At 57.8% G+C, this 24,114-nt stretch carries 16 protein-coding genes and 1 pseudogene; 5 read left to right on the forward strand and 12 right to left on the reverse strand.

From position 1 onward, the window contains the following. Positions 1-39 precede the first annotated feature (39 nt). The 3 genes from HNQ50_RS03450 to HNQ50_RS03460 all read right to left on the reverse strand — a co-directional run bounded on the left by HNQ50_RS03450 (position 40) and on the right by HNQ50_RS03460 (position 5,761). Positions 40-1,926: an MFS transporter gene (locus tag HNQ50_RS03450; RefSeq protein ID WP_184097568.1), complete on the reverse strand. Its 1,887-nt coding sequence runs from the start codon at positions 1,924-1,926 to the stop codon at positions 40-42. Positions 1,927-2,435: 509 nt separating this feature from the next. Further along, the gene (locus tag HNQ50_RS03455) at positions 2,436-4,475 is read right to left on the reverse strand and encodes a methyl-accepting chemotaxis protein (protein ID WP_184097570.1); all 2,040 of its coding nucleotides are present in this window, start codon (positions 4,473-4,475) and stop codon (positions 2,436-2,438) included. Between the two features lie 182 nt (positions 4,476-4,657). Further along, positions 4,658-5,761: an anhydro-N-acetylmuramic acid kinase gene (locus tag HNQ50_RS03460; RefSeq protein ID WP_184097572.1), complete on the reverse strand. Its 1,104-nt coding sequence runs from the start codon at positions 5,759-5,761 to the stop codon at positions 4,658-4,660. Positions 5,762-6,395: 634 nt separating this feature from the next. Between HNQ50_RS03460 and tyrS the strand changes: the two genes are divergently transcribed. Both tyrS and HNQ50_RS03470 read left to right on the forward strand, forming a co-directional pair. Further along, entirely contained in the window at positions 6,396-7,634 is a 1,239-nt protein-coding gene (tyrS, locus tag HNQ50_RS03465) for a tyrosine--tRNA ligase (protein ID WP_184097574.1), read from the forward strand. A 180-nt stretch (positions 7,635-7,814) separates the two neighbouring features. Beyond that, positions 7,815-8,120 (forward strand): hypothetical protein, encoded by a 306-nt coding sequence (locus HNQ50_RS03470; RefSeq protein WP_184097575.1) that lies wholly within the window; start codon positions 7,815-7,817, stop codon positions 8,118-8,120. On the opposite strand, the gene HNQ50_RS03475 is transcribed toward HNQ50_RS03470, so the two are convergent. From HNQ50_RS03475 to HNQ50_RS03515, 9 genes and pseudogenes are all read right to left on the reverse strand, one after another. Continuing rightward, entirely contained in the window at positions 8,117-9,019 is a 903-nt protein-coding gene (locus HNQ50_RS03475) for a histone deacetylase family protein (RefSeq protein ID WP_184097577.1), read from the reverse strand. The genes HNQ50_RS03470 and HNQ50_RS03475 overlap by 4 nt on opposite strands. Positions 9,020-9,034: 15 nt before the next feature. Next, positions 9,035-9,760, reverse strand: coding sequence for a lipoprotein-releasing ABC transporter ATP-binding protein LolD (gene lolD, locus HNQ50_RS03480; protein ID WP_184097579.1), 726 nt, complete (start codon positions 9,758-9,760; stop codon positions 9,035-9,037). Further along, positions 9,753-10,988 carry a lipoprotein-releasing ABC transporter permease subunit gene (locus tag HNQ50_RS03485; protein WP_184097581.1) on the reverse strand — a complete coding sequence of 412 codons (1,236 nt, stop codon included), beginning with the start codon at positions 10,986-10,988 and terminating at the stop codon, positions 9,753-9,755. Before HNQ50_RS03485 ends, lolD begins: the two co-directional genes overlap by 8 nt. Before the next feature lie 220 nt (positions 10,989-11,208). Continuing rightward, a complete protein-coding gene (gene pflA / locus HNQ50_RS03490) occupies positions 11,209-12,000 on the reverse strand; it encodes a pyruvate formate-lyase-activating protein (protein ID WP_184097583.1) in 792 nt (263 codons plus the stop codon). 109 nt (positions 12,001-12,109) lie between these two features. Beyond that, positions 12,110-12,283 (reverse strand): annotated as a pseudogene (locus tag HNQ50_RS03495) (glycine radical domain-containing protein); the annotation flags it as partial. An 82-nt stretch (positions 12,284-12,365) separates the two neighbouring features. Further along, a complete protein-coding gene (pflB, locus tag HNQ50_RS03500; protein ID WP_184097587.1) occupies positions 12,366-14,681 on the reverse strand; it encodes a formate C-acetyltransferase in 2,316 nt (771 codons plus the stop codon). Positions 14,682-15,041: 360 nt separating this feature from the next. After that, positions 15,042-16,631, reverse strand: a complete 1,590-nt coding sequence (locus HNQ50_RS03505; protein WP_184097589.1) for a peptide chain release factor 3 — start codon at positions 16,629-16,631, stop codon at positions 15,042-15,044. Positions 16,632-16,687: 56 nt separating this feature from the next. Then, a complete protein-coding gene (locus HNQ50_RS03510; protein WP_184097591.1) occupies positions 16,688-19,594 on the reverse strand; it encodes a PAS domain S-box protein in 2,907 nt (968 codons plus the stop codon). Positions 19,595-19,601: 7 nt separating this feature from the next. Next, positions 19,602-21,503 (reverse strand): ATP-binding cassette domain-containing protein, encoded by a 1,902-nt coding sequence (locus HNQ50_RS03515; protein ID WP_184097593.1) that lies wholly within the window; start codon positions 21,501-21,503, stop codon positions 19,602-19,604. Between the two features lie 290 nt (positions 21,504-21,793). Here HNQ50_RS03515 and HNQ50_RS03520 point away from each other — a divergent pair, with 290 nt between their 5' ends. From HNQ50_RS03520 to HNQ50_RS03530, 3 genes are all read left to right on the forward strand, one after another. Then, on the forward strand, positions 21,794-22,054 hold the full coding sequence (locus HNQ50_RS03520) for a hypothetical protein (protein ID WP_184097595.1): 261 nt from the start codon (positions 21,794-21,796) through the stop codon (positions 22,052-22,054). Between the two features lie 121 nt (positions 22,055-22,175). Then, positions 22,176-22,427, forward strand: a complete 252-nt coding sequence (locus HNQ50_RS03525; protein ID WP_184097597.1) for a hypothetical protein — start codon at positions 22,176-22,178, stop codon at positions 22,425-22,427. Positions 22,428-22,570: 143 nt separating this feature from the next. Further along, positions 22,571-24,025: an MltF family protein gene (locus tag HNQ50_RS03530; RefSeq protein WP_184097598.1), complete on the forward strand. Its 1,455-nt coding sequence runs from the start codon at positions 22,571-22,573 to the stop codon at positions 24,023-24,025. The last annotated feature ends 89 nt before the right edge of the window (positions 24,026-24,114 follow it).

The following is a 24,114-nucleotide window of genomic DNA, read 5'->3' on the forward strand; positions in this document are numbered from 1 at the left end:
CGTCCGCCGGAATGACGATGGAGTGCTAACCCCATTACCTCACTGCCAGTCCCCGCGCAGTTTGCGTACTTCATCTTCCAGCCGCTGCCGGGTAACTTCTTCCGGTGCAAGTGGTGTCCCCACCACAAAACCAATCTTCGAGAACGCACGACGTGGCATCTTCATCATGGCCGCACCATCCTTGCGGCTGAAGAAGCTGCCCCACAAGCCTTGCAGTGCCATCGGAATGACCGGCACCGGCGTACGGCGGATGATCTCGTCAATCCCCGGGCGGAAAGTCTGAATTTCACCGTTACGGGTAATTCCGCCTTCCGGGAAAATACACAGCACTTCGCCCTCTTGCAGATACTGCGCGGCACGGTCAAATGCTTTGGTTTTGAGTGTGGGGTCTTCTTTGGCCGGTGCAATGGGGATGGCGCCGGCGGTTTTAAAGATGAACTTGAGCAGCGGGATCTTGAAAATGCGGTGATCCATGATAAAGCGCACGGGGCGACGGACCGCACCAGCCAGGATCAGCGCATCCATAAAGCTGACATGATTACACACCAGCACCACCGGGCCTTCTTCCGGAATGTTCTGCAAACCCTGCGAGCGTACGCGGTACAACAGGTGGGTCATGATCCATACCAGAAAGCGCATCAGGAACTCGGGGATCAGCGAGTAAATGTACAGCGCTACCACCACGTTCAGCAGTGCCACAGTCAGCAACAACCCCGGCACCGACATACCCAGCTTGATCAGTACGATGCCCATGACCGATGCCACCACCATGAACAGCGAATTGAGGATGTTGTTGGCCGCAATGGCGCGCGATACAAAGGTTTTATCCGCGCGGGTCTGGATCAGCGCGTACAGTGGCACGGTGTAAAAACCACCAAACACGCCCAGCAAAGCCAGGTCAATCATCACCCGCCAGTGCGCGTGGTTGGCCAGGAAACCAGACACATCAAACGGCCCGGTCGGCATGTTTTGCAGGGCAAAGTACAAATCAATGCCAAACAGCGACAGGCCAATTGAACCAAACGGCACCAGACCCAGCTCAACGCGGTGACCAGAAAGCTTTTCACACAACACAGAACCCACACCAATCCCGACCGAAAACAGCGTGATCAGCAAGGTGTAAACGGTAGGATCGCCATGCAGGATTTCGCTGGCCATCACCGGCAGGTAAATCAGATAGATAGAGCCCAGGAACCAGAACCAGGACAGCCCCAGCAGACTGTTGAACACGGTTTTGTTAGCGCGCGCCTGGCCGATAATTTTGAAGGTCTCGGCCAGAATGTTCCATGAAATCTTGAGGTTAGCCGCAGGCGCCGGTGCGCTGGGCATTTTGCGGCTGGCCAGCCAGCCAATGATCGCCACGCCAAGGCAAGCCCAGACAATCAGGGTTTCGCCATGCGGTTGGTGCTGCACGATCAAAGTACCGGCAATCTGGCCCAGCAAGATCGCCACAAACGTGCCGCCTTCAATCAGACCGTTGCCCCCCATCAGCTCGTTGGGCTTCAGATACTGCGGCAAGACCGAGTACTTGAGTGGCCCGAACAAGGCGGAATGCACGCCCATCATGAACAGGCAGCCCATCAGCACGGCGGCATTGTGCTGCCAGAAACCGTGGCCAGCGGCCAGCATGATGAGGATTTCCAGCTGCTTGACGCGTTGCGCCAGGATGGCTTTGTCAAAGCGTTCTGCCAGTTGGCCAGAAATGGCAGAGAACAGGAAAAACGGCAGGATAAACACACCGGCTGCTGCGCTGACCAGCGTTTTGGAATCAATGCCCGACAGCGAAAGCCCATGGAAAACCACCATCACCAGCATGGCGTTCTTGAACAGATTGTCGTTGAATGCCCCAAAAAACTGGGTGACGAACAAAGGCAGAAATCGGCGGGTTCCAAACAGGGCAAACTGGCTGTGTTGTTGCTGCGACATGGCGCTCTCCGGGCAAGTCCGGCGTAGTCTACCGGATTGCCCGCATTCTGAAAGAGGCCGACAGTTTGGTCGTGGTAAAAAAGTCCGGGTGCAATCTTGCGACGGGTTGCATCTGAAATTGCGCCAGCTTGCCGGTCATTGTCCGGCGCTGATCTTCAGGCTGACATATCGCCACCGCAACCATGCCACTTGATGAACCGGATGTGCCGAGTGCAGTGGGGCAAGAAGGATTCGGGTGCGGCCAGGTAGCCCGGATGGAGCCGCAGGCGGGAATCCGGGGTGGCACTGGCGACAGGTTCTTGCAAGCATCGCCTCCCCGGATTCTCGGCCCGGCGGGCCTTCATCCGGGCAACGTGTGGCCTGCGCTTTCGTCATTCGGCGGAAATCCAGTACGTTAGGGTGGATTCGGAGCAACGCGACAATCCACCATGGCGACGGTGGATTGCTCCCCAAATCCGCCCTGCGTAGACGTCTCTTTCTGCGCGCCAGCGCAGCCCGGACGGTACCGGTTACATCTGAAACTGCGCCAGCTTGCTGCGTAGTGTCTGGGCTTGTTCCCTGAGTTGCCGCGCCGCAGCGCGATTGCTCTCGACCAGCGTGGCATTGCTTTGCGCCGTCTGCGCGACGGATTCCACGTTGTGTGCCAGCGCCGCACTGGCGGAGGATTGTTCCCGCGTGGCGTGGGCAATGTCATTAACGATGCCGGCGGTGCGCTCGGTATGTTCAGAAATGGTGGTCAGGGCCGAGCCGGTTTCGCCGGCCAGTTCCACGCCGTTTTTCATCTGGACGGAGACCGCGACAATTTCACTGGCGACCGCCTGGGTGTCACTGACCATGGCACCAATCAACGTGCTGATTTCCTGAGTGGCACTGCCCGTGCGTTCGGCCAGTTTGCGCACTTCATCGGCCACCACCGCAAAACCCCGGCCGGCGTCCCCGGCGCGGGCAGCTTCAATGGCGGCGTTCAGTGCCAGCAGGTTGGTCTGGTCGGCAATTTCGCGGATCACCCGCACAATGCCGGAAATCTCACTGGAACGCTCACCTAGCCCGGCAATCCGGTCGGCGGCCTGGCGGGAGGCATCAGACAGCGTGTGCATTTGCTGTTCCATGCGCCCAACCACGTTGGTGCCAGCGTGAGATGATCCTTGCGCATCGCGCGCCGTACTGGCGGCGTCATTGGCGTGGTCGGCAATATGGGTGATGCTGACGGTAATCTGTTCCACCGTTGCGGCCATGCTGGAGGCCGATTCGCTTTGCTGGCGGCTGTCTGTGGCAATGCGGCTGATGGCGTTATCAAACTCGCCTGTGGCCTGATCGACTTCGCCCGCAGTGAAGCGCACATCGTTCATCAGTTTTTGCAGTGATTCCGCCGCCTGGTTGAACTGCACGCCAATACGATCCATTTCATTCTCGCTTTGCCCGGTCTGCGTTTGGCCAATGCGCGCGGTCAGGTCGCCTTTACCGAACCGTTCAATGGCGTGAACCACTTTGGCCAGCGGGCCCAACTGCCGTTTGAGACCCAGATACAGCAGCCCCAGCGTGATCAAGGCCAGTACCAGACACACCACAATCAGGCGGTTGCGCAGTTGGGTGCTGTGACCGGTAAATTCTTCGGTAAAGCTGCCGCTGGCGACAATCCAGTTCCAGTCCGGAATCTGTGCAAAAGCCGCCATTTTGTCTTCCACAGCGCCACCGTGGGCCGGGTTGGCGAGGGTGTAGTGCACCAGGCCTTCTTTCTCGGTAATCATTTGCTGGTACATGTCATTGTGCTGGCCGCCGTTGGTTTCGGTGACCAGCTTGCCCTCATAACGCGGGTGAATGACAAAGCGTGCAATGCCGGCATCGCCTGTCGGCATGACGGCGTAGACATAACCGCTTTCACCCACTTTCAACCCACTCAGCATTTGTTTGAGGGTAGAGATTTCTGGCGTCAGATCCGTGCGCGTCTGCACCCAACCGGCAATCTGGCCCGCGCTGTTTTTGATGGGAACGGCGTTGGTCATGTAATAACGACCGTTGCGGATCACCATGCCCACAAAGGTACCGCCAGCGCTGATGGTCTGGGCAATCGGGTCATCGCTCTTGATGACGGTCCCCAGCATGGATTTACCAGCGGGATCTTTCAGCAGCGTGTTGATCCGCACATAAGCACCAGCCTCGTTTTTGGCGACAATGGCGGGTTCTGCGCCGGTATGTTCCTTGAACTGGTTCAAAAAGGCGATGTCGCCATCCAGGACTTTGTCACCCGCTTTGACCACCGGCAGACCGGCTTCGGTTTTCTCTCCGGTGACCACCATATCGGCGCCCATCTGCCGTTCAAACTGGTCGAGCAGGCCTTTGCTGCGGGTTTGCGCGTCGCGGTAGGCCAGCTGGAACATGTCTTTGACCAGCACGAGTTGGGTATTGAGGTTGCTCTCGGCGATCGATCGGGCGGTTTGTTGCACGCTGATGCTGGTAAACACCACCAGCGCACCAAAAACCACAATACACACCACGCTACCCAGCATCAGGAATTGTGTGACGAGGGGACGACGATGGATCGCGAACATGGGCAGAGCCTCCTCGGTGCGCCCGTTGCAGGCACACACTTTTTTGTCTGGTTCTGTTCACTATATATCGGCGTAGCAAAAACCCAATCGGCATCAAGCGGCAATGGGCGGACACTGCTGAAAACCCCACAAAAAAATGGCAGGTGAGGCACCTGCCGTTTTGTGTTTCCCGCTGGACCAACTCAAGCCGGCCAGATTGCTCCGAGGATACGTGCCCCATGTGCGCCGGTGACGCCAGGCAGGTTGGCGGGTTGGCGGTGATCACAACGCCATGCCAGCCAGGCAAAGGCATACGCCTCCACCCAATCAGGATCAACCCCCAGTGCGGCGGTGGTCTTGATTTGCTGGGTCGGCAACCATTGCTGCAACTGCGTTTGCAGATGTGCGTTATGCGCGCCACCGCCGCACAGATAAACGGCTTTGGCCTGTGGCGCATGCTGGCGGATGGCATCGGCCAGCGTGCGCGCCGTCAACGTGTTCAGGGTGGCCTGGACATCAACCGGTTCATGGCGCGCGCTGCTCAAATGCTTTTGCAGCCACTCACCATGAAACAGATCCCGGCCCGTTGATTTGGGGGGCAGCAGGGCAAAGTAGGGCTCAGAGAGCATGGCCTGCAGCAGGTCTGCTTGCAGATTGCCTTGCGCAGCCCAGGCGCCGCCGGCGTCAAAGTGTTCGCCCTTGTGTTGCAAGGTCCACAAATCCATCAGCACGTTACCCGGGCCGGTATCAAAGCCGGTGACCGTGCCGTCTGCCGCCAGAATGGTGATGTTGGCAATGCCGCCAATATTGGCGACGACGCAGGGCTCCCCAGTGTGACCAAAAATGGCCTGATGAAATGCCGGAACCAGAGGCGCGCCTTGACCACCAGCAGCGACATCCCGGCTCCGGAAATCGCCAATCACGTTGATCCCGGTCAGTTCAGCAAGGCGGGCGTTGTTACCCAGTTGCACCGTGTAGCCCAGTTCTGGCCGGTGCCGCACGGTCTGACCATGATTGCCAATGGCGCAAATCTGCCCGGCGTTCAGGCCGGCGTCGACCAGCAAGCGCGCGACTGCTTCGGCATACAGATCGGCCAGTGCATTGCCGGCCAGGTGAGACAGATGCAACTCGTCTGGCGACGGACTTTGCAGTTGCATCAATTGCGCGCGCAACGGGCCAGGCAGCGGCAGCGAGAACGAAGCCGCAAGATGCGGTTTATCCCCGGAGAAATCCACCAGCGCCGCGTCAACACCATCAAGGCTGGTGCCGGTCATCAGGCCGATGTAGTACTTGGGAGGCTGGGTCATGGGGTGGCTCTGGGTTTTGAATCTTTGGATATTGAGTTCGGTCGTGCAGCGTTGGCTACTATGACTATGTTTAGCTCGCCATTCCCGCAGAGGCGGGAATCCAGTACATCTGGCCTTTGCTGGCAAAGAACCACATCGTAGCCCGGATGGAGCCGCAGGCGGGAATCCGGGGTGGCGGACCTGGTTCATATTGTTGCGGTTGTTAGCGCCTTGGGGCGGGTTTGAAAGGCGTTTTGATACCCGGGGTGCCGGGTCCACCTTACTTTCTTTGCTTCGCCACCTCGGCGGCCCCAAAGAAGGTAAGCAAAGAAAGGCGACCCCAGCCGGGCGGCCCTCCGGGCTTCCCTCAGTCAGTCGGGAGCCTTGGGTCTCCCTCCCTTCTTCGGCGCTGGGCTTTAATGGGGAGGAAAGTCAAAAACAACTACAACCCCAACACCAGTGGATCGCCGGACTTGCCCCAGCATTCATACCCGCTCAATCAGCCATCCGCTTTAGAGCAAGGCCCGTTTTGCGATAGAATCACACCTTTGCCGAATTCCTTGCCGGGCGCTGCAGCCAAAGCGTAGCAAAGCCGCCCGTCTGTGCCAATCAACCGGGCTGCGTTTATCGCAGCCGGACATCAGATCGAATCATCATGACTGAACAAGAAAAAGCGCCATTGCATCCGGATACGCTGGCTGCCCTGCAGATCATCAAGCGCGGTGCGGATGAAATCCTGCCGGAAGATGAACTGATCAAGAAGCTGGAAAAAAGCCGCACCACCGGCGTGCCGCTGAAGATCAAGGCCGGGTTTGATCCCACCGCGCCCGATCTGCATCTGGGCCATACCGTGCTCATCAACAAGATGCGTCAGTTGCAAGATCTGGGCCATACGGCGCAGTTCCTGATTGGCGATTTCACTGGCCGGATTGGCGACCCGACGGGCAAGAACACCACGCGTCCGCCGCTGACGGAAGAAGACGTCAAGCGCAATGCCGAGACCTATGAGCGGCAAGTGTTCAAGATTCTGGATCGCGAGAAGACCCAGGTCATGTTCAACTCGACCTGGCATAACGAACTGGGTGCGGCCGGTATGCTCAAGCTGGCGGCCTCCATCACGGTGGCGCGCATGCTGGAGCGGGATGATTTCTCCAAGCGTTTTGCCAATAACCAGCCGATCGCTGTGCACGAGTTCATGTACCCGCTGCTGCAAGGGTATGACTCGGTTGCCATGGAAGCGGACATGGAGTTGGGCGGCACGGATCAAAAGTTCAACTTGCTGATGGGTCGTATGCTGCAACAGCAACATGGCAAGGCTCAGCAAGTGGTGCTGATGATGCCGCTGCTGGAAGGTCTGGACGGCGTCAACAAGATGTCCAAGTCGTTGGGCAACTACATCGGGATTGATGAACCGGCCAATGAAATCTTCGGCAAGGTGATGAGCGTGTCTGACACGCTGATGTGGCGCTACTTTGAGCTGTTGTCGTTCCGCCCGATGAGCGAAATTGATACCTTCAAAGCGGACATTGCCGACGGACGTAACCCACGCGACATCAAGGTGTTGCTGGCGCAAGAACTGGTCGCACGTTTTCATTCGCAAGCCGCTGCGGAGGCTGCGCTGGCAGACTTCGAGACGCGTTTTCAGAAGGGCGCGATCCCGGACGAAATGCCTGAATTCACCCTGGCGGCAGAAGGCGAGGGCATGGCGATTGGCACCGTGCTGAAAGAAGCCCAACTGTGTCCATCGACCTCGCAAGCCTTTCGCGATATTCAGGCCGGCGCGGTCAAACTCAACGGTGAAAAGGTCGCGGACAAGAATCTGCTGCTGACGCGCGGAGAAACCGTGGTGCTGCAGGTTGGCAAGCGCAAGTTTGCTCGTGTCACCATTCAGTGATCATGGGCTAACCCCTTGGTCTGACAGAAAAAAGAGCGGAGGATTTCCTCCGCTTTTTTTACGGCTGACGTAGACGGTCATCTGGTTTTCGATATATGACAGTTGTGTATTTTGTTACTTAACTACGAATGTTGAAGGAGTAAAATTGTAGTTATGTAACGAATATAGAGTGAGCAGGTCATGAGTTCTCTTGCCATCCCCCGTCCCCGGCGCGCTTTGGGGGTCATGCGCCGCATGCGGGAAGGTTTCCCGATTCTTGAGGCCGGTCAGTCGTCCCTGACGACCTGGCAGGATGGTTGTGGCCAGGAAGCCGCCATGTGGTTGAGTTTTTTCAACCATTACGGTTGGGTTGAATCCAGCGAGTGGGCTAACGGCGTCAAGGCATGGGCCTTGTCGGACAAAGGCAATCTGGTGCTGGAAGAAGGTGAGCGCTGGTGGGAACACCTCAGTTGGTCACAGCGGTTGTATGTGTGTTTCTTTGGCTAAATCGCCATCCGGTCGAATAGCATCACGGCGGTGTTGACCGTGGCGGCGTGAATGGCCACGGTGCCACCAATATCCCGCCCATAACCGCCGCCCATAGTCACTGCCACCGGGATATCTGCCTGCTGGCAGAGTGACAACACAAGCTCATCACGCCTTTGCAAACCTGCGGGTGTAAGCGCCAGCCGCCCCAGACGATCACCCTCCCATGCGTCCGCCCCGGCCAGATAAATGACCAGATCCGGGCGTTGTGCCCGTAACAACGCGGGCAGGGTGGTTTCCAGTGCGTGCAGATAGCGTGCATCCGTTGTGCCATCAGGCAGTTCAATATCCAGATCACTGGCGACTTTGCTGAACGGAAAATTGTTGGCACCGTGAATGGATAGGGTAAACAGGTTTGGGTCATCGGCCAGCATCACGGCCGTCCCATTGCCCTGATGCACATCCAGATCAATCACCAGTGCCCGGCGGATGGCCCCCTCTGCCTGTAGAACCCGCAAAGCCACCGCGCTATCGTTGAACACACAAAAACCGCTGCCATGATCGGCGCAGGCATGGTGCGTGCCACCGGCCAGATTGACCCCACACCCTTGCAATAACGCGGTTCGACACGCCGCCAGAGTGGCACCCGTTGACCGGCGCGAGCGCGCCAGCAAGGCGGCTGACCATGGCAGGCCGATGACGCGCTGTTCCGCCACAGACAAGGTGCCGTGGATCAGTTTGGTCAGATAGTCAGGGGTGTGCGCCAGCAGAAGTTCGTAATCGCTGGCGGCGGGAGCATCTTCGATCAGATGCGCGGCAAAGGGCTGTACGGCAGCGTGCAGCAAGGCGTATTTGCTGGCCGGAAACCGATGCCCGACAGGCAATGGCAGCGGGTATTGATCGGTGCGAAAGATCAGCACCCGCGTTCCGTCCTGTTAAAGGGTGGGGCTGTTGATCAGCTCGTGCAGATGGCCATCTGTGAGCTGCATCTGGCGCTGGCAGCGCTGCGCCAGCGTGACATCGTGCGTGACGATGATAAAACTGGTCAGCAACTGCCGATTGAGTTCCAGCATCAGGCCAAACACGGTTTCTGCCGTGCCGCGATCCAGGTTACCGGTGGGCTCATCGGCCAGTACGCAGGCCGGATTGGTCACCAGCGCGCGGGCGAGGGCTGCACGCTGACGCTCGCCGCCTGACATTTCGCCCGGCTTGTGATGACTGCGCTTGCCCAGGCCCACCTGAGCGAGCATGGCCTGCGCCTGCTGCAATGCCTCTTCCTTGGGCATGCGCCGGATCAGCAGGGGCATGGCGACGTTTTCTGCGGCCGTAAACTCAGGCAGCAGGTGGTGAAACTGGTAAACAAAGCCCAGGTGCTTGTTGCGCAGTTCGCCCCGTTTGGCGTCTGACATGGCAAATGGGTCGTTCCCCAGAATGCGCACGCTGCCGGTGGTAGGTTGATCCAGCGCACCCAGCAAATGCAGCAACGTGGACTTGCCTGACCCCGATGCGCCCACAATCGCCACCGTCTCGCCCTTGCCCAGGGTCAGGTCGATATCGTGAAGGACCGGGGTTTCCAGCTTGCCGGCAACATATCGTTTGCCAATACCATTGGCTTGCAGCACCGCGTCGCCCGCCGCGCTGATGTTGTCAGACTTACTCATAGCGCAGCGCCTCAGCCGGATTGACGCGCGAAGCACGCCAGCTTGGATAAATGGTGGCCAGCAGGGCCAGCACGAGGGAAATCAGGCCAATGCTGCTGACATCGCTCCACTCGACCTTGGAAGGGAGTTCCGCGATCAGGTATACATCCGGGGAGAGAATGTGCGTCCCCAGCACACGTTCGATAAAGGGCACGATGGTGCCGACATTCAGCGCAATGATGACGCCGCCGACCACACCGGTAAACGTGCCAACAAAGCCGGAGACCGCGCCTTGCACCATGAAAATTTTCATGATGGACCCAGGTGATGCGCCCAGTGTGCGCAAGATGGCGATATCCGCCTGTTTGTCGGTCACGACCATGACCAGGGTGGAGACCAGATTGAACGCAGCCACCGCGACGATCAGCGTCAGGATCAGGAACATCATGCGCTTTTCGATTTCCACAGCACGGAAATACGTCGGGTTTTCCATACTCCAGTCGCTGACGTAGGCACTGGTCATCTGGTTACCCAAATCGATGGCGACGTTGCGTGCCAGCAGCGGATCATCCAGCCGTAGCCGCACACCGGAGACGGTATCACCCATACGGAACAGCTTTTGGGCGTCCCCAATCTGGATCAGCGCTACGCCGGCGTCATAGGGGTAGTAATCGGCGCGGAACACGCCCATCACCGTAAACTGGCGAAACCGCGGGATCATGCCCGCCGGGGTAACCTGACCATCCGGCGTAATCAGTGTGACCTTGTCGCCCGTGCGCACGCCCAGGTCGTTTGCCAGTTGCCAGCCAAGTACTACGCCAAACTGGCCGGGCAACAGGTCCGTTAGCTTGCCGCCCGCAACATTGCCGACGGCCGGGCTGACGCCGGGCTCTTGTGCCGGGTCAATGCCGCGAATCAAAGCACCCTTGACCTGCCCACCTGCCGTAAGCAGACCTTGCCCCAGCACATAGGGGGCAGTGGCTTTGACGTGGGGATTTCTGGCCGCCTGTTCCGCCACCGCAGACCAGTTGGCCAGATGGTTATCCGCCCCGCTGATCTGGACGTGTGCGGCCATCCCCAGGATGCGGTCACGCACCTCACCCTGAAAGCCGTTCATGACGGACAGCACGATGATGAGCGCGGCGACACCAAGCGCAATGCCCAGAATGGAAATCAGCGAGATAAAAGAGATAAAGCCGTTACGGCGCTTGGCGCGGGTGTAACGTAGTCCGATCAGGAATTCGTACATGAGGAGGGGGGCTTGTTCGAGGCTTGGCGAGTTTACCACGGCAAGTCCGTAAATCCGCCAGAAATGCGCGTTTGGCCGGGATTGGGGTGCGGGGTGCGGGGTGTGGGGTGAGGAGTGAGGAGTGACGATGTGGTGGTGTGAAAAAAAGAGACTGCAACCGGCATACCGGCACTGACACTCTGCACACCTCACACCTCACACCTCACACCTCACACCTCACTCAATACGTCTCCAGCCCATGCCGGCGGAATTGCTCCCGTACCCGATGGACCAGCTCGGGCGAGGGTGGGCGCACATCGGTGAGTTCATAAGCCAGCCCCAGCTCCTGCCATTTGGACTCGCCCAGCTTGTGAAACGGCAGCACTTCCACACGCTCCACATTGCCAAGACCAGCAACAAATTCTGCCAGTCCTTCAACATCCTCTTCGAAATCAGAGAAACCAGGCACCAGCACATACCGCAGCCATATCGGTTTTTTCATGGCGGCCAGGCGCTGGGCAAACAACAGGGAGGGCTCATTGGGCTTGCCGGTCAGGCGCATATGCCGTTCATTGTTGAATTCCTTGATATCCAGCAGTACCAGGTCGATAGGCTCAAACCATTCATCTGGCAGGTTGCCGGAAAGGAAACCCTGGGTGTCGATGGCCGTATGTAACCCGAGTTCATGCTTGGCGCGGCGGAAAATCTCGCCCGTGAAATGTGCTTGCATCATCGGCTCGCCGCCGGAAATGGTCAGCCCACCGGCCACACGCAGGAAACTGGCGTATTTGCGAATCTCGGCAATGATCTCGTCTACGGTATAGAACTTGCCGTTATGCAGTTTCCAGGTGTCCGGGTTGTGGCAGTACAGACACCTGAACTGACAGCCACTCACAAACAGCGCAAAGCGCATTCCGGGTCCATCAACGGCTGCACCGGTTTCGATCGAATGGACAAACCCCGCCGGTAGCCCAGCGTCATTAAAGAGAGGCGGTGCGATCTCGCCCACTTTTTTCAGCTCGATGGTTTCCATGTTTTATTTACCAGTGGTCATCAATGAAAACGGACCGGCAAGCACGCGCTCCACCGGTCCGTCATGGATATCTCTCATGCTGCCGGCATTGCCGGACATACATTGAGTATCAGATCTTTTCGTGAAAAGTGCGACTAATGACGTCCAGTTGCTGCTCACGCGTGAGTTTGACGAAATTCACCGCATAACCTGACACGCGTACGGTCAGCTGCGGGTATTTGTCCGGATGCTCCATCGCGTCTTCCAGCATTTCGCGATTGAGTACGTTCATATTCAGATGGAACAGTTGCGCCATGATTTGATTGCCTTGTTACGTATTACCTGAAAACAGGGCGGTACAAAGCGTACCGCCCGGGGTAGTTCGATCAAACGCGGTCGTGGAAAGTACGGCTGATCACGTCCAGCTGCTGTTCGCGGGTCAGCTTCACAAAGTTCACGGCGTAGCCCGATACCCGCACGGTCAATTGCGGATAGTTTTCCGGGTGCTCCATGGCGTCTTTCAGCGTGTCGCGGTTCAGCACGTTCATGTTCAGATGGAACAATTGATCCATGGCGCCTTCCACAGCTTCGGTTGCAGCGCAGGCAGAACCACCGCCTTCGCCGTGCGGGCCGAACAGACCATCAATCGAGGCAGCCAGCGTACGCATGCGGTCTTTCTCGTTATGACCCAGAGAGTCCGGCGTCATCGAGGCGGTCCAGGAAATACCGTCCAGCGCGGCTTCGTACGGAATCTTGGAAACCGAGAAACCGGCAGCGATAAAGCCGTTTTCGTCACGCCCGTTCATGGGGTTGGCACCCGGCGAGAACGGCATGCCAGCGCGGCGACCGTCCGGTGTGTTACCGGTCTTCTTGCCATAAACCACGTTAGAGGTAATGGTCAGCACCGATTGGGTCGGCACAGAGTTGCGATAGAACGCAGGCTGGGCCTTGATCTTGTTCATCATGGATTCGGTAATCCAGACGGCAATATCATCAACACTGTCATCGTTGTTACCGTAGGCCGGATAGGTGCCTTCGATCTTGTAATCCACGGCCAGACCGGCTTCATTGCGGATCACATGAACCTTGGCGTGTTTGATGGCAGACAGCGAATCGGCAGCCACCGACAGACCCGCAATACCACACGCCATGGTGCGCAGGATGTCGCGGTCATGCAGCGCCATTTCAATCCTTTCGTAGGCGTACTTGTCGTGCATGTAGTGGATGCAGTTCAGCGCGGTCACGTAGGTCTTGGCCAGCCAGTCCAGCATCTTGTCGTACTTGCTCACGACTTCGTCGTAGTCGAGCACGTCGCCCTTGATCGGATCAAAACCCTTGGCAACCACCTTGCCACTCTTTTCATCAATGCCGCCATTAATGGCGTACAGCATGGCCTTGGCCACGTTCACGCGGGCACCGAAGAACTGCATCTGCTTGCCGACTGCCATAGCCGAGACGCAGCAGGCGATCGCGTAATCGTCGCCCCACTTCGGACGCATCAGGTCGTCGTTTTCGTACTGGATGGCGGAGGTATCAATGGATACCTTGGCGCAGAATTCCTTGAAACCCTGCGGGAAGGCCGTCGACCACAGCACAGTCAGGTTAGGTTCCGGTGCCGGGCCCAGGTTGTACAGGGTGTGCAGCACACGGAAACTTGATCTGGTCACCAGCGGACGGCCGTCCAGGCCCACGCCACCAATCGATTCTGTTACCCAGGTCGGGTCGCCCGAGAACAACTCATCGTATTCCGGAGTACGCAGGAACCGCACGATGCGCAGCTTCATGACCATATGGTCAATCATTTCTTGCGCTTCGGATTCGGTAATACGGTTTTCCTTGATATCTCGATCGATATACACATCAAGGAAAGTGGTGGTACGGCCAATCGACATGGCCGCGCCGTTTTGTTCTTTCACGGCGGCAAGATAACCCAGATACAGCCACTGGATGGCTTCTTGTGCAGTTGCCGCCGGGCGGGCCAGGTCAAACCCGTAGGACTGACCCATTTGCTTGAGTTCGCCCAGAGCCTTGATCTGTTCGGAAAGTTCTTCACGCAGACGGATCACGTCTTCGGTAAAGGCGACATCGTCCAGTTCGGTCTTTTCGCGCTTTTTGTCGGCGATCAGGAAATCTACGCCATACAGGGCGACGCGACGATAGTCGCCAATGATACGGCCACGGCCATAAGCATCCGGCAGGCCGGTAATCACACCAGAGCGGCGGCAAGCCATGATTTCAGGGGTATAGGCGTCAAATACGCCCATGTTGTGGTCTTTGCGGTACTTGGTGAAGATTTCCGCAATGAGCGGTGATTCTTCAAAGTGGTAGGCTGCCAGCGAGTTCTGCACCATGCGCAGGCCACCGTTTGGCATGATGGCGCGACGCAGCGGCGCATCCGTTTGCAGACCGACGATGGTTTCCAGATCTTTGTTGATGTAACCCGGTGCGTGCGAGGTAATCGAGGAACCCACTTGTGCAGAGACTTCCAGCACACCGCGCAGGCGTTCTTCTTTCAGAAGAACAGAGAGTTCATTCCACAGTTGTGTGGTGCGTTCAGTCGGTCCAGCCAGAAAGCTGTCATCACCTGCGTACGGGGTATAGTTTTCCTGGATGAAATCGCGTACGGCGACCTTTTTCTGCCACTCGCCGGCGGTGAAACCACGCCAGGCATCAAGTTGCAGGTTAACTTCAGGTGCGTTCATGGTGATGCTCCTTGGTGACTGTCTGTTTGACATAGACCTACAGATTGCCCTCTGGGTTCGCCACAGGGTTTTGGTGCAGTTAGAATAGCACTATGGCAGGCCTGTCTCCTGGCAAATATCTACACAGATCAATAGCTTAGGACTAGTGAAAATATTTGATCCAGATCAAAAATTGGGCTTGGAATTTGATGCAGAATAGATAAATATGTAGTTTTGTTTCGTAGTTTTACTGCAAGAATCCGCCGACCTCGTTTGCGCCTCTTTAAGGCTTGATCAGATTGGATAAATTGCAAGCGCAATAAAAAAAGCACCGGATAACCGGTGCTTTTTTTATGGGCCAGACAGAACTGGAAAACCGCGTCAGAGCGTGACCGCGTGTTCGCGGGTTTCATGGAACACAATCTCGGGCCAGCGCTCCTGGGTGAGCTCCAGGTTGACGCGGCTGGTGGCCAGATACGCCAGGCTGTCTGCCGCATCACGTGCCAGGTTGTTTTCCAGTGCGCGCTCAAATTCCGCCAGACGCTTGGCATCCGGACACGATGTCCAGCGCGCGGTGTAGATGGTGATCGGTTCGAACATCGCATCCACACCATATTCATTGGCAAGGCGGCTGGCGACCACTTCAAACTGCAGCACGCCCACGGCGCCCAGAATCAGGTCCGAGCCATTGAGCGGCTTGAACACCTGCACGGCGCCTTCTTCACCCAACTGCTGCAACCCTTTTTGCAGTTGCTTGATTTTCAGCGGGTTGCGGATGCGCACCACGCGGAACATTTCCGGAGCAAAGTACGGGATGCCGGTAAAGGCGAGTGCTTCGCCTTCAGAGAACGAATCCCCGATCTGGATATTGCCATGGTTAGGCAGGCCGATGATATCGCCGGCAAAGGCTTCTTCAACCTGCTCACGCCCCTGCGCCATAAACGTCACCACCGAGTTGGCCGCAATATCCCGACCAAGGCGCAAGTGTTTGAATTTCATGCCGCGTTCAAAATGACCGGAGCACACGCGCAGGAACGCAATACGGTCGCGGTGTTTCGGGTCCATATTGGCCTGGATCTTGAACACAAAGGCCGAGAATTTGGCTTCGGACGGCGCAACCGGACGCAAGGTCGCGTCGCGCGCGCCAGGGGATGGTGCCCAGTCGACCAGCGCGTTCAGAATTTCACGCACACCAAAGTTGTTGATGGCAGAGCCAAAGAACACCGGTGTCAGCGTGCCAGCCAGGAAATCTTCCAGATTGAACGGGTGGGACGCGCCACGCACCAGTTCCAGCTCCATACGGGTCTGTTCGATTTCCAGCGGGAACAATTCGTCCAGACGCGGGTTGTCCAGACCTTCAATCACTTCGGTCACGTCGCTATCACGCGCGCCAGCCGTGAACAGCAAAACCTGATCGTTGAGGATGTGATACACGCCGCGGAAAGTCTTGCCCATGCCAATCGGCCAGGTGACTGGCGCGCAGCGGATCTTGAGTACGGACTCCACTTCATCCAGCAGTTCCAGGCTATCACGTACTTCCCGGTCGTACTTGTTCATGAAGGTCACGATGGGCGTGTGACGCAAGCGGCAGACATTCAACAGCTTGATGGTCTGGTCTTCCACGCCCTTGGCGGCGTCGATCACCATCAAGGCCGAGTCGACCGCCGTCAGCACGCGATAGGTGTCTTCAGAGAAGTCCTGGTGGCCCGGGGTGTCAAGCAGGTTGACCACGTGGTCGCGGTAATCAAACTGCATGACCGAGGAGGCTACCGAAATGCCCCGTTGCTTTTCGATATCCATCCAGTCAGATGTGGCGAACTTGCCGCCTTTTTTACCCTTGACGGTACCGGCCATCTGAATGGCGCCCGAGAACAGCAGCAGCTTTTCAGTGAGCGTGGTTTTACCGGCGTCAGGGTGAGAAATGATGGCGAAAGTGCGGCGACGCGCTACTTCGCGGGCGATATCGGGCATGGTCTGCAAGCTGGAGGAGCGAAACCGTGCATTCTACTGCAAACCCACCCTCAGGGCTAACCAGCCGCAGTGGTGGTGACTTGTGCCTCAACTTGCAGCAATACGGTAAACACGGCGCCACCATCGGGATGATTGGCCGCACTTACAGAACCGTTGTGGTCTTCCATGATCTGTTTACTGATGGCCAGGCCCAGCCCGGTGCCGCCAGCTTCGGCTCGTACCCGGGTACTCTGGATGAATTTGTCAAAGATGGATTCCAGTTCTCCATCCGGAATACCCGGGCCATGATCGCGCACGGTCAGACCCACGCCGGGTACGCCGTTGGCCATGGATGCTTCGCCCAGGAAGCGGATTTCAATCACGCCATCGGGCGGGCTGAATTTGATCGCGTTGGATAGCAGATTGACGACCACCTGCATCAGTCTTGCCTGGTCGAACACTGCATACAAAGCCGGAGTGTCTTCCTCGATATCCAGTCGCAGGTTCTGGGCGCTCAAGAGCGGGGCAATTTCTGCCGCTGCACCTTGTACCGCGACCTGCAGGCAATGGCGGGATTTGTCGTAACGCATCTTGTTGGCTTCAAGGCGCGACATGTCCAGCAGGTCATTGAGCAACACCAGTAGTCGGTTACCACTGGAATGGATGCGTTCAAAATAGCGCGCCAGCGCACCAGGCTCGCCCCGCTGGGCCTTGGAAATCCCCATTTCAGAGAAACTGAGAATGGCGTGCATGGGCGTGCGCAACTCATGCGACATATTGGCGAGGAAGGCCGACTTGGAAATATTGGCTTCTTCCGCAGCATCCCGCGCTTCCATCAGGCGGCGCTCAATGTCTTTGAGGTGGGAGATATTGGTCAGGAAGGCAAATGCATATTCCAGCCGGTGCTGGTCATCCAGAATGGCGGCAGAACTGACCAGGAACGGTAGAGGCTCGCCGTTGGCATCAATCAGCGTCACCTCAGACAATCGATTTTCGCTGGGGCTCTCATTGGAGAGCGACGCGGGGAAGATGCGGTCTGCCGGCTCTCCCCAGATTACGGCGGGTTGCTCGCCAATCAAGTCTTCACGGCGCAGGCCCAGCACCTGGCAGAAAGCATGGTTCACGTCGACGATGTGGTGGTGCGTGTCGATCAGGATAAAACCATCGGCGGTGGTATCAATAATGGTCCGTTTCAGGCGTTCAGACTGGCGCAGCGCCTGTGCGGCAATCCGCTGGGCCGTGACATCTTCAATCACCAGAATCATGCCTTTGGATGGGTCTCCTGGCACCAGGGCCTTGGCGTATAGCATGGCCCAGAAGCCGGAATGGTCCCGGCGGAACAATTCGATTTCGCCGCGGAACACGCCGCCGGTGTTGATGCGCGCCCAGATGGTGGTAGCCAGTTCGTTGTAGCGGGCTTCCGAGGCGTGAATGACGCGGGTAGGCAGGCCGATAATGTCGCTGGCGGCGTAACCAAAGAGAATTTCAAATGCCGGGTTCACCAGGCGGATGGTATTGCGCACCGACAACATGATGGCCAGCGGGCTGGCATCCAGCACGGTACGGATTTCTGCCGTGCGCTCCAGCACCAGGTCTTGCAGGTGGTCGCGGTGGCGGCGCAATTCCCGCTCGGAATTTTGCTGTTCCGTAATGTCGCGCACCGTGCTGCAGATATACGCTTCCTGAAAGAACTCTACGTAATTGAAGGTGATTTCCACCGGCTGCAAGGCACCTTCCTGGTTGCGCTGGTGGGTGATGTGCACCATGCGTTTTTCCAGGCGGAGTCGTTGCCAGAACTCCTGCCATTGCGGGTCGGTAATGTGCGGATACAGGTCCAGGAAACGCATCCGCAGCAGTTCTTCATGGTGATAACCGGTGATGGCAGACGCCGCGCGGTTGGCATAGCGCACAAACGCCTGGCGGTCCGCCCACAAAATCACGTCGGGTGCTTCATCCACGGTAAATTGCGTCAGATAGAGGCGGGACTCAATCTGCTCCACCCGGCGGATTTGCCGCAATAGCAAGAACAACAGGGCGCTCACCACCAGAATCAGCAAGAGCGCAGACACCGTGCGGCCCAGCAGATCGCTGTGGAATTTCTCCAGCACCACATCCAGATCGGAAGTCACCATCACAATCATGGGTAACTCGCCTTCCGAGACGAGGAAGGTCACCAGTTTTTCATTGCCCGGTTGCGTGTTATCGGTATAAAACGCGCCGTGATTTTGCCGGCTTTGATCAAAACGGGTGGCGTCGCTGGCGCGCATATTGCGGCCCAGTTCGCGCGGGTCAAGCGGGTAGTTCAGCAGCAAGATGCCGTCACTGCGCAGCAGTTTGATGTGGGTGCCAGCAGGCAGCTTGAGCGAGCGGTAAAAACGGTTGAAGTATTCCGGCTGAATCCCGGCCGCCACCACGCCCCCGAAGCTGCCATCCGGCTTGTCTACCCGGTGCGAGACGGGAATCATCCAGGTGTCGGAAACCTTGCCCAGTACAGGGGAGGAAACCAGAAAACGCGGATCGGTGCTGTCACGATGGTATTGCAGCCAGGCGCGGTCCGAGTAATCAATATCGTGAATACCTGGATGTGCTCCGCTACTGTGCACCATGCCGTGTTCATCGACCGTGACGATGTCGCTGACCTGCGGGGTGAGGCGTAACCGGCTGCGCAACTCGCGCGAAATATCCTGGGGGTCTGCATTGGTGACGCCACCAGCCACCTCCAGACGGTCTACCGCGCCCTGGATGGCCTGTTCAGCCGAGATAAACGTGCGGGTGGTTTGTTCGTCCAGCGAGCGCGCCAGCAGGAGGTTCTGGCGGCGGGCTTCATCCAGGCTCGCGTCATAGTCACGCAGTGTGAGCCACGCCAGAACCAGCCCGCAGCCTGCCAGCAGAATGACGTAAAACGACACCAGCCCGACACGCATCGGGCGCAGCGACGATTGGCGCGGCACAGACTGCCCGCGCGAGCTGAACGGCCATTCCATGTAAGGGTTAGCGCCGCGCTTCCAGTTGTTCCCAGCGTTCCAGTTTTTCGAGCAAGCTGGCCTCGATCACTTCTACCCGTGTTTGCATCTCGCGTGCCTTGAGTGGGTCTGTCCGGTAAATATCCGGGTTGAGCAGTGCTTCATTCAACTGGGTCTGTTCTTGTTCCAGCGCTGCAATATCATCCGGCAAGCGTTCCAGTTCCCGTTGTTCGTTAAAGCTTAGTCGGGCAGGGCGCTGTCGTTGGCGTTCTTGCGTTTTTTCGGCAACCGGTTCTTTGCGGGCCATGTTTTGCTGGCTGGCCGCACGTGCTTTGAGCATGCGCTCGCGTGCTTGCTGCCAGTCACTATAGCCGCCCGCGTTTTCCAGCAGAACTCCCTCACCCTCAAAAGCAACAACTTGTGTGACGACGTTATCAAGAAACGCCCGGTCATGCGACACCAGAAACACGGTGCCAGGGTAGTCGATCAACAGTTGTTCCAGCAGTTCCAGCGTGTCGATATCCAGATCGTTGGTGGGTTCGTCCAGCACCAGCACGTTGGCCGGGCGAGTGAACAAACGCGCCAGCAACAAGCGGTTACGCTCGCCGCCAGACAAAGAGCGGACCGGGCTGCGTGCGCGTTCGGCCGGGAACAGAAACTCTTCCAGGTAGCCCATGATGTGCTTGCGCGAATTGCCGATTTCGACGTATTCGTTACCCTGGCTGACCACATCCGCAACTGTGGCGTTTTCGTCCAGTTGTTCGCGGAACTGGTCAAAATACGCAACTTCAATCTTGGTGCCGCGCTGTACGGTGCCGCTATCTGGTTCCAGTTCGCCCAGCACCAGTTTCAGGAACGTGGTTTTGCCCACGCCATTGGGGCCAATCAAGCCAATCTTGTCACCGCGAATCAGGCGGGAGCTGAAGTCATTCAGAATGACCTTGTTGCCAAACGAGAGGCTGGCGTTTTCAAACTCGGCAATCAATTTGCCCGAGCGGTCGCCAGCATCGAGCTGGAACGAGACATTGCCAATACGCTCGCGACGGCTGGCGCGATCACGCCGCAGTTGTTCCAGCCGGCGCACGCGCCCTTCGTTGCGGGTACGGCGGGCTTCGACGCCCTTGCGAATCCATACCTCTTCCTGCGCCAGAAATTTGTCAAACTTGCGGTTGACGGTTTCTTCCTGCACCAGCAGTTCGGCCTTGCGCGTTTCATAGGTCGAGAAATTGCCTGGGAAACTGGTGATCTGGCCGCGATCCAGTTCAATGATGCGGTTGGCTACGTTATCCAGAAAACGCCGGTCGTGGGTAATGAACAGCACGCTGCCGGTGAAGTTGTTCAACAGACCTTCCAGCCATTCAATGGCACTCACATCCAGATGGTTGGTCGGTTCATCCAGCAGCAACACCTGGGGTTCGCTGACCAGGGCCCGTGCCAGCGCAACCCGTTTTTTCCAGCCGCCGGACAAATCAGCGACTGGCGTGTGTGGCGGCAAACCCAGGTGACTGAGCGTGCCGGAAATCAGTACGTCAAAGCGCCAGCCGTCCCGCGCTTCCAGTTCATGCTGCAACTGCATCAGTTGCGCCAGTTTTTCTTCGCTGCCGTCTTGCGCATCCGCGACAGCGTGGTAGTTGATCAGCACTTGCCGCAGATCACCCAGGCCTTCGGCCACGGCTTCAAACACGGTCTGCCCCGGCTGGAACTCGGGCTCCTGGGCAACAAAAGCCAGCCGGGCATCCTGCGCAATGCGAATCTCGCCATCATCAAGCACCGCAAGCCCGGCAATCGCCTTGAGCAGGGTAGATTTGCCCTGACCATTACGGCCAATCAGCCCCACGCGCTCGCCTTCTTCGACAACAAAGGTGGCGTGATCAAGCAAGGGCCAGTGACCGTAAGCAAGGCTGGCGTTTTCTACGTAAAGCAAAGGCATGGGTGATTCCTGGACTGCGGGTGACGCCGGATGGCGGTGGATTCCGGTTGTCGGCTGGCCGTGCCAGACGACGGGCGGTTGGCAGGCAGGCGGACGTAGCGCGCTATTTTACCTGTTCGGGGCCCCGGATGAAGCGTTTGCACATTTAAAACCGTATGCAGCGCGAGGGTTACACGCAGGTCGGGGTCTATCTGACGATATAGCCGTTGATATTCTCACAAGAAGTTGTACGCCGGACCAGGATCGATGTGGTCTATGCTGGTCACGATGGCCCACCAGGAGGACGTACCATGCCCCAAAAACTGTTTTATCAGTTCGACCCCACCGAACAGGATGAATTTATCAGTGCTTGCGAGCGTCATGGTTATATACATGAGGACTTTGACGTCGTGGCGAATGATGCGTGGCTGAACGGTGCGGGCGCGCAGCAGCGGGAAATCAGCGTGGCCAGGTTTGACCGCATCCGCATGTATCTGGGCGATCAGAGCCCGACGACCTGGTTACGCGAGTTTGAGTCTGACCTGGCCCAGGGCAGTTTCTCGCAACTCTGACCAGCCCGTTGAACAAGCGATCAGTCGATCAATCCTGTTGGCACGTTGTACACTCATCACCGGCGCACCGTCTGGGCGCCGGTGATGTCATATAAAGCCGCTCAAAACGAAGGAGTGACGGATGTCTGTCGATGTGGTTGCCGCTTTGCCCTGGGATCAACGTGTTGCGCTGGACATGGCCTTGCAGACCCTTGAACGGGGACCGGAAGATTTTGATTTTCATCTGGACGGCCCGTCCTGGCTGAGCGGCGCGATGGGGCAAATGGCGCGGCTGACGGTGAAACGACTGGCAGATGGCAAGGTTGGCCGTTATACCTTTGACGACGGCGACACCGGCTGGGCCCATCGTTTTGCCACGGATTTTGCAATCTGACCGGGGTATGGCAACGCCTGATCTTCCGGGGGGACGTGCAGATTGGCACGCCAGGGCCAAAAATATGCGGCAATCCCGCAAAAACAGCCTTTTGTGACTCTGCCACTGGCACAAGGTTTGCGTTGCCGCCTAGAATGCGGCGCATGAACCAGGCCAAATCCCTGATTTACCTTCTGTTGTTCGTTCTTTTTCTTGGTAATGGCAGTGCTTTTGCCGCCAATCACAGCCCCAAGCGGGCCCGTGCCGTGGCCAGCCAGAAAAGCGAACACCCGGCACTCAGCAGCCAGACCGAACTGGGCGACCAGGATTATGATCCTGCCAATCCTCCCCGACAGTTGCGGGTGCTGGTTGCGCTGGGGCCCTCTACCTTTTTCTTTCAGAACGGCCGGCCGCACGGGGTGGAATACGCCATGCTGCTGGAGCTGGAAAAATTCCTCAATCGCAGCAAGGCCAAAAATGCGCCCTCGCTCAAATTGATGTTTGTCCCGGTGGATAGTGGCGAGATCATCCCGTCGCTGCGGGCGGGCAAGGGCGATATTGCCGCCGGTTTGATGCCCGTGAACGAGGGGGCAAAGCAGTTGGTTGCGTTTACCCAGCCCTACCTGCGCGACCAGTGGTGTGTAGTCCAGAATCCGGATGCCGAGGCCATCAGCAATATCTCCGCTGCGGAGGGCAAAACCCTCTCCATTGCCAATGGCAGTTATGCCCGCCGTTTGCTCCTTGATTACCCGAAAATCGTCTCACGCGATGCAGCGGCCGGCACCACCGCAGAAGCCTTGCTGGGTACGATCCAGGGCGATGACAGCGTGGCAACGCTATCCAGTCGGTATGTCACCGACCTCTGGAGCAAGAAGTACCCTCGACTGCATAGTAACGCCTGTCTTGAACCCTCGGTGGATGTGGCCTGGGCCGTTGACCAGAGCAAGCCGCAACTGCTGGCCGAACTCAACCGCTTTATCAGCGGGCCAGGGGCGGGTATGGCGCAGCGTGCGCTCAAACTCACGCAACGGTTTTTGTCCAGCGATGCCCGGATCAGCAATCCCAATCAACTGAGCGCAGTCGACAAACTGGGCTTTTTTGCGCCGATGTTCCAGCTGGTTGCATCTGCCAACAATATGGACTGGATGCTGCTGGCGGCGATTGGCCAGCGCGAAAGTACGCTGCACCCGGTCATCCGCAAGAATGGTCCGACCGGCATCATGCAGATCAACCCGTCCACAGCGCGCAAGATGGGCGTGACCAACCCGCATGATAATGAACAGAACGTGACGGCGGCCGCACGTTATCTGGCGTATCTGCGCGACATGTTCAAATCCCCTGGTATTGAGCCGGATGACCAGTTGGCATTCATGATTGCGGCGTACAACGCGGGTGAAGGGCGTATCCAGCAATTGCGCAGGAAGGCACAAGCGCAGGGGCTGGACCCAAATCGCTGGGAAGGTAACGTGGAAAAAGTGGCGAAACAGACCGTGGGCAACCGCTTGCTGGATTACGTCACCACAGTGAACCGCTATTACTTGGCGTATCAGGGCGCTTCACGCGTGGCTTCCATGCCGGCAGCGGACACCGCTTCTACCGCTGCAGTGGCGGATAAATAAGGCTGAAACGCCAGCCGGGGCGCAGTCTTGGAGCCGCGCCCCGCAAGTCGTTTGTGTGTTGTTTGCGCCTGGACAATTCGGGACTGCAA

The organism is Silvimonas terrae (genome assembly GCF_014202765.1).
GTDB classification, from domain to species: Bacteria; Pseudomonadota; Gammaproteobacteria; order Burkholderiales; family Chitinibacteraceae; genus Silvimonas; species Silvimonas terrae.

What these genes read in the sequence shown, in the direction of transcription:
- pflB (WP_184097587.1), bottom strand. Translation starts at nt 14,681, where the DNA reads ATGAACGCACCTGAAGTTAACCTGCAACTTGATGCCTGGCGTGGTTTC.
- HNQ50_RS03485 (WP_184097581.1), bottom strand. Translation starts at nt 10,988, where the DNA reads ATGTACGAATTCCTGATCGGACTACGTTACACCCGCGCCAAGCGCCGT.
- HNQ50_RS03505 (WP_184097589.1), bottom strand. Translation starts at nt 16,631, where the DNA reads ATGCCCGATATCGCCCGCGAAGTAGCGCGTCGCCGCACTTTCGCCATC.
- HNQ50_RS03530 (WP_184097598.1), top strand. Translation starts at nt 22,571, where the DNA reads ATGAACCAGGCCAAATCCCTGATTTACCTTCTGTTGTTCGTTCTTTTT.
- HNQ50_RS03510 (WP_184097591.1), bottom strand. Translation starts at nt 19,594, where the DNA reads ATGGAATGGCCGTTCAGCTCGCGCGGGCAGTCTGTGCCGCGCCAATCG.
- tyrS (WP_184097574.1), top strand. Translation starts at nt 6,396, where the DNA reads ATGACTGAACAAGAAAAAGCGCCATTGCATCCGGATACGCTGGCTGCC.
- lolD (WP_184097579.1), bottom strand. Translation starts at nt 9,760, where the DNA reads ATGAGTAAGTCTGACAACATCAGCGCGGCGGGCGACGCGGTGCTGCAA.
- HNQ50_RS03450 (WP_184097568.1), bottom strand. Translation starts at nt 1,926, where the DNA reads ATGTCGCAGCAACAACACAGCCAGTTTGCCCTGTTTGGAACCCGCCGA.
- HNQ50_RS03520 (WP_184097595.1), top strand. Translation starts at nt 21,794, where the DNA reads ATGCCCCAAAAACTGTTTTATCAGTTCGACCCCACCGAACAGGATGAA.
- HNQ50_RS03460 (WP_184097572.1), bottom strand. Translation starts at nt 5,761, where the DNA reads ATGACCCAGCCTCCCAAGTACTACATCGGCCTGATGACCGGCACCAGC.
- HNQ50_RS03455 (WP_184097570.1), bottom strand. Translation starts at nt 4,475, where the DNA reads ATGTTCGCGATCCATCGTCGTCCCCTCGTCACACAATTCCTGATGCTG.
- HNQ50_RS03515 (WP_184097593.1), bottom strand. Translation starts at nt 21,503, where the DNA reads ATGCCTTTGCTTTACGTAGAAAACGCCAGCCTTGCTTACGGTCACTGG.
- pflA (WP_184097583.1), bottom strand. Translation starts at nt 12,000, where the DNA reads ATGGAAACCATCGAGCTGAAAAAAGTGGGCGAGATCGCACCGCCTCTC.
- HNQ50_RS03525 (WP_184097597.1), top strand. Translation starts at nt 22,176, where the DNA reads ATGTCTGTCGATGTGGTTGCCGCTTTGCCCTGGGATCAACGTGTTGCG.
- HNQ50_RS03470 (WP_184097575.1), top strand. Translation starts at nt 7,815, where the DNA reads ATGAGTTCTCTTGCCATCCCCCGTCCCCGGCGCGCTTTGGGGGTCATG.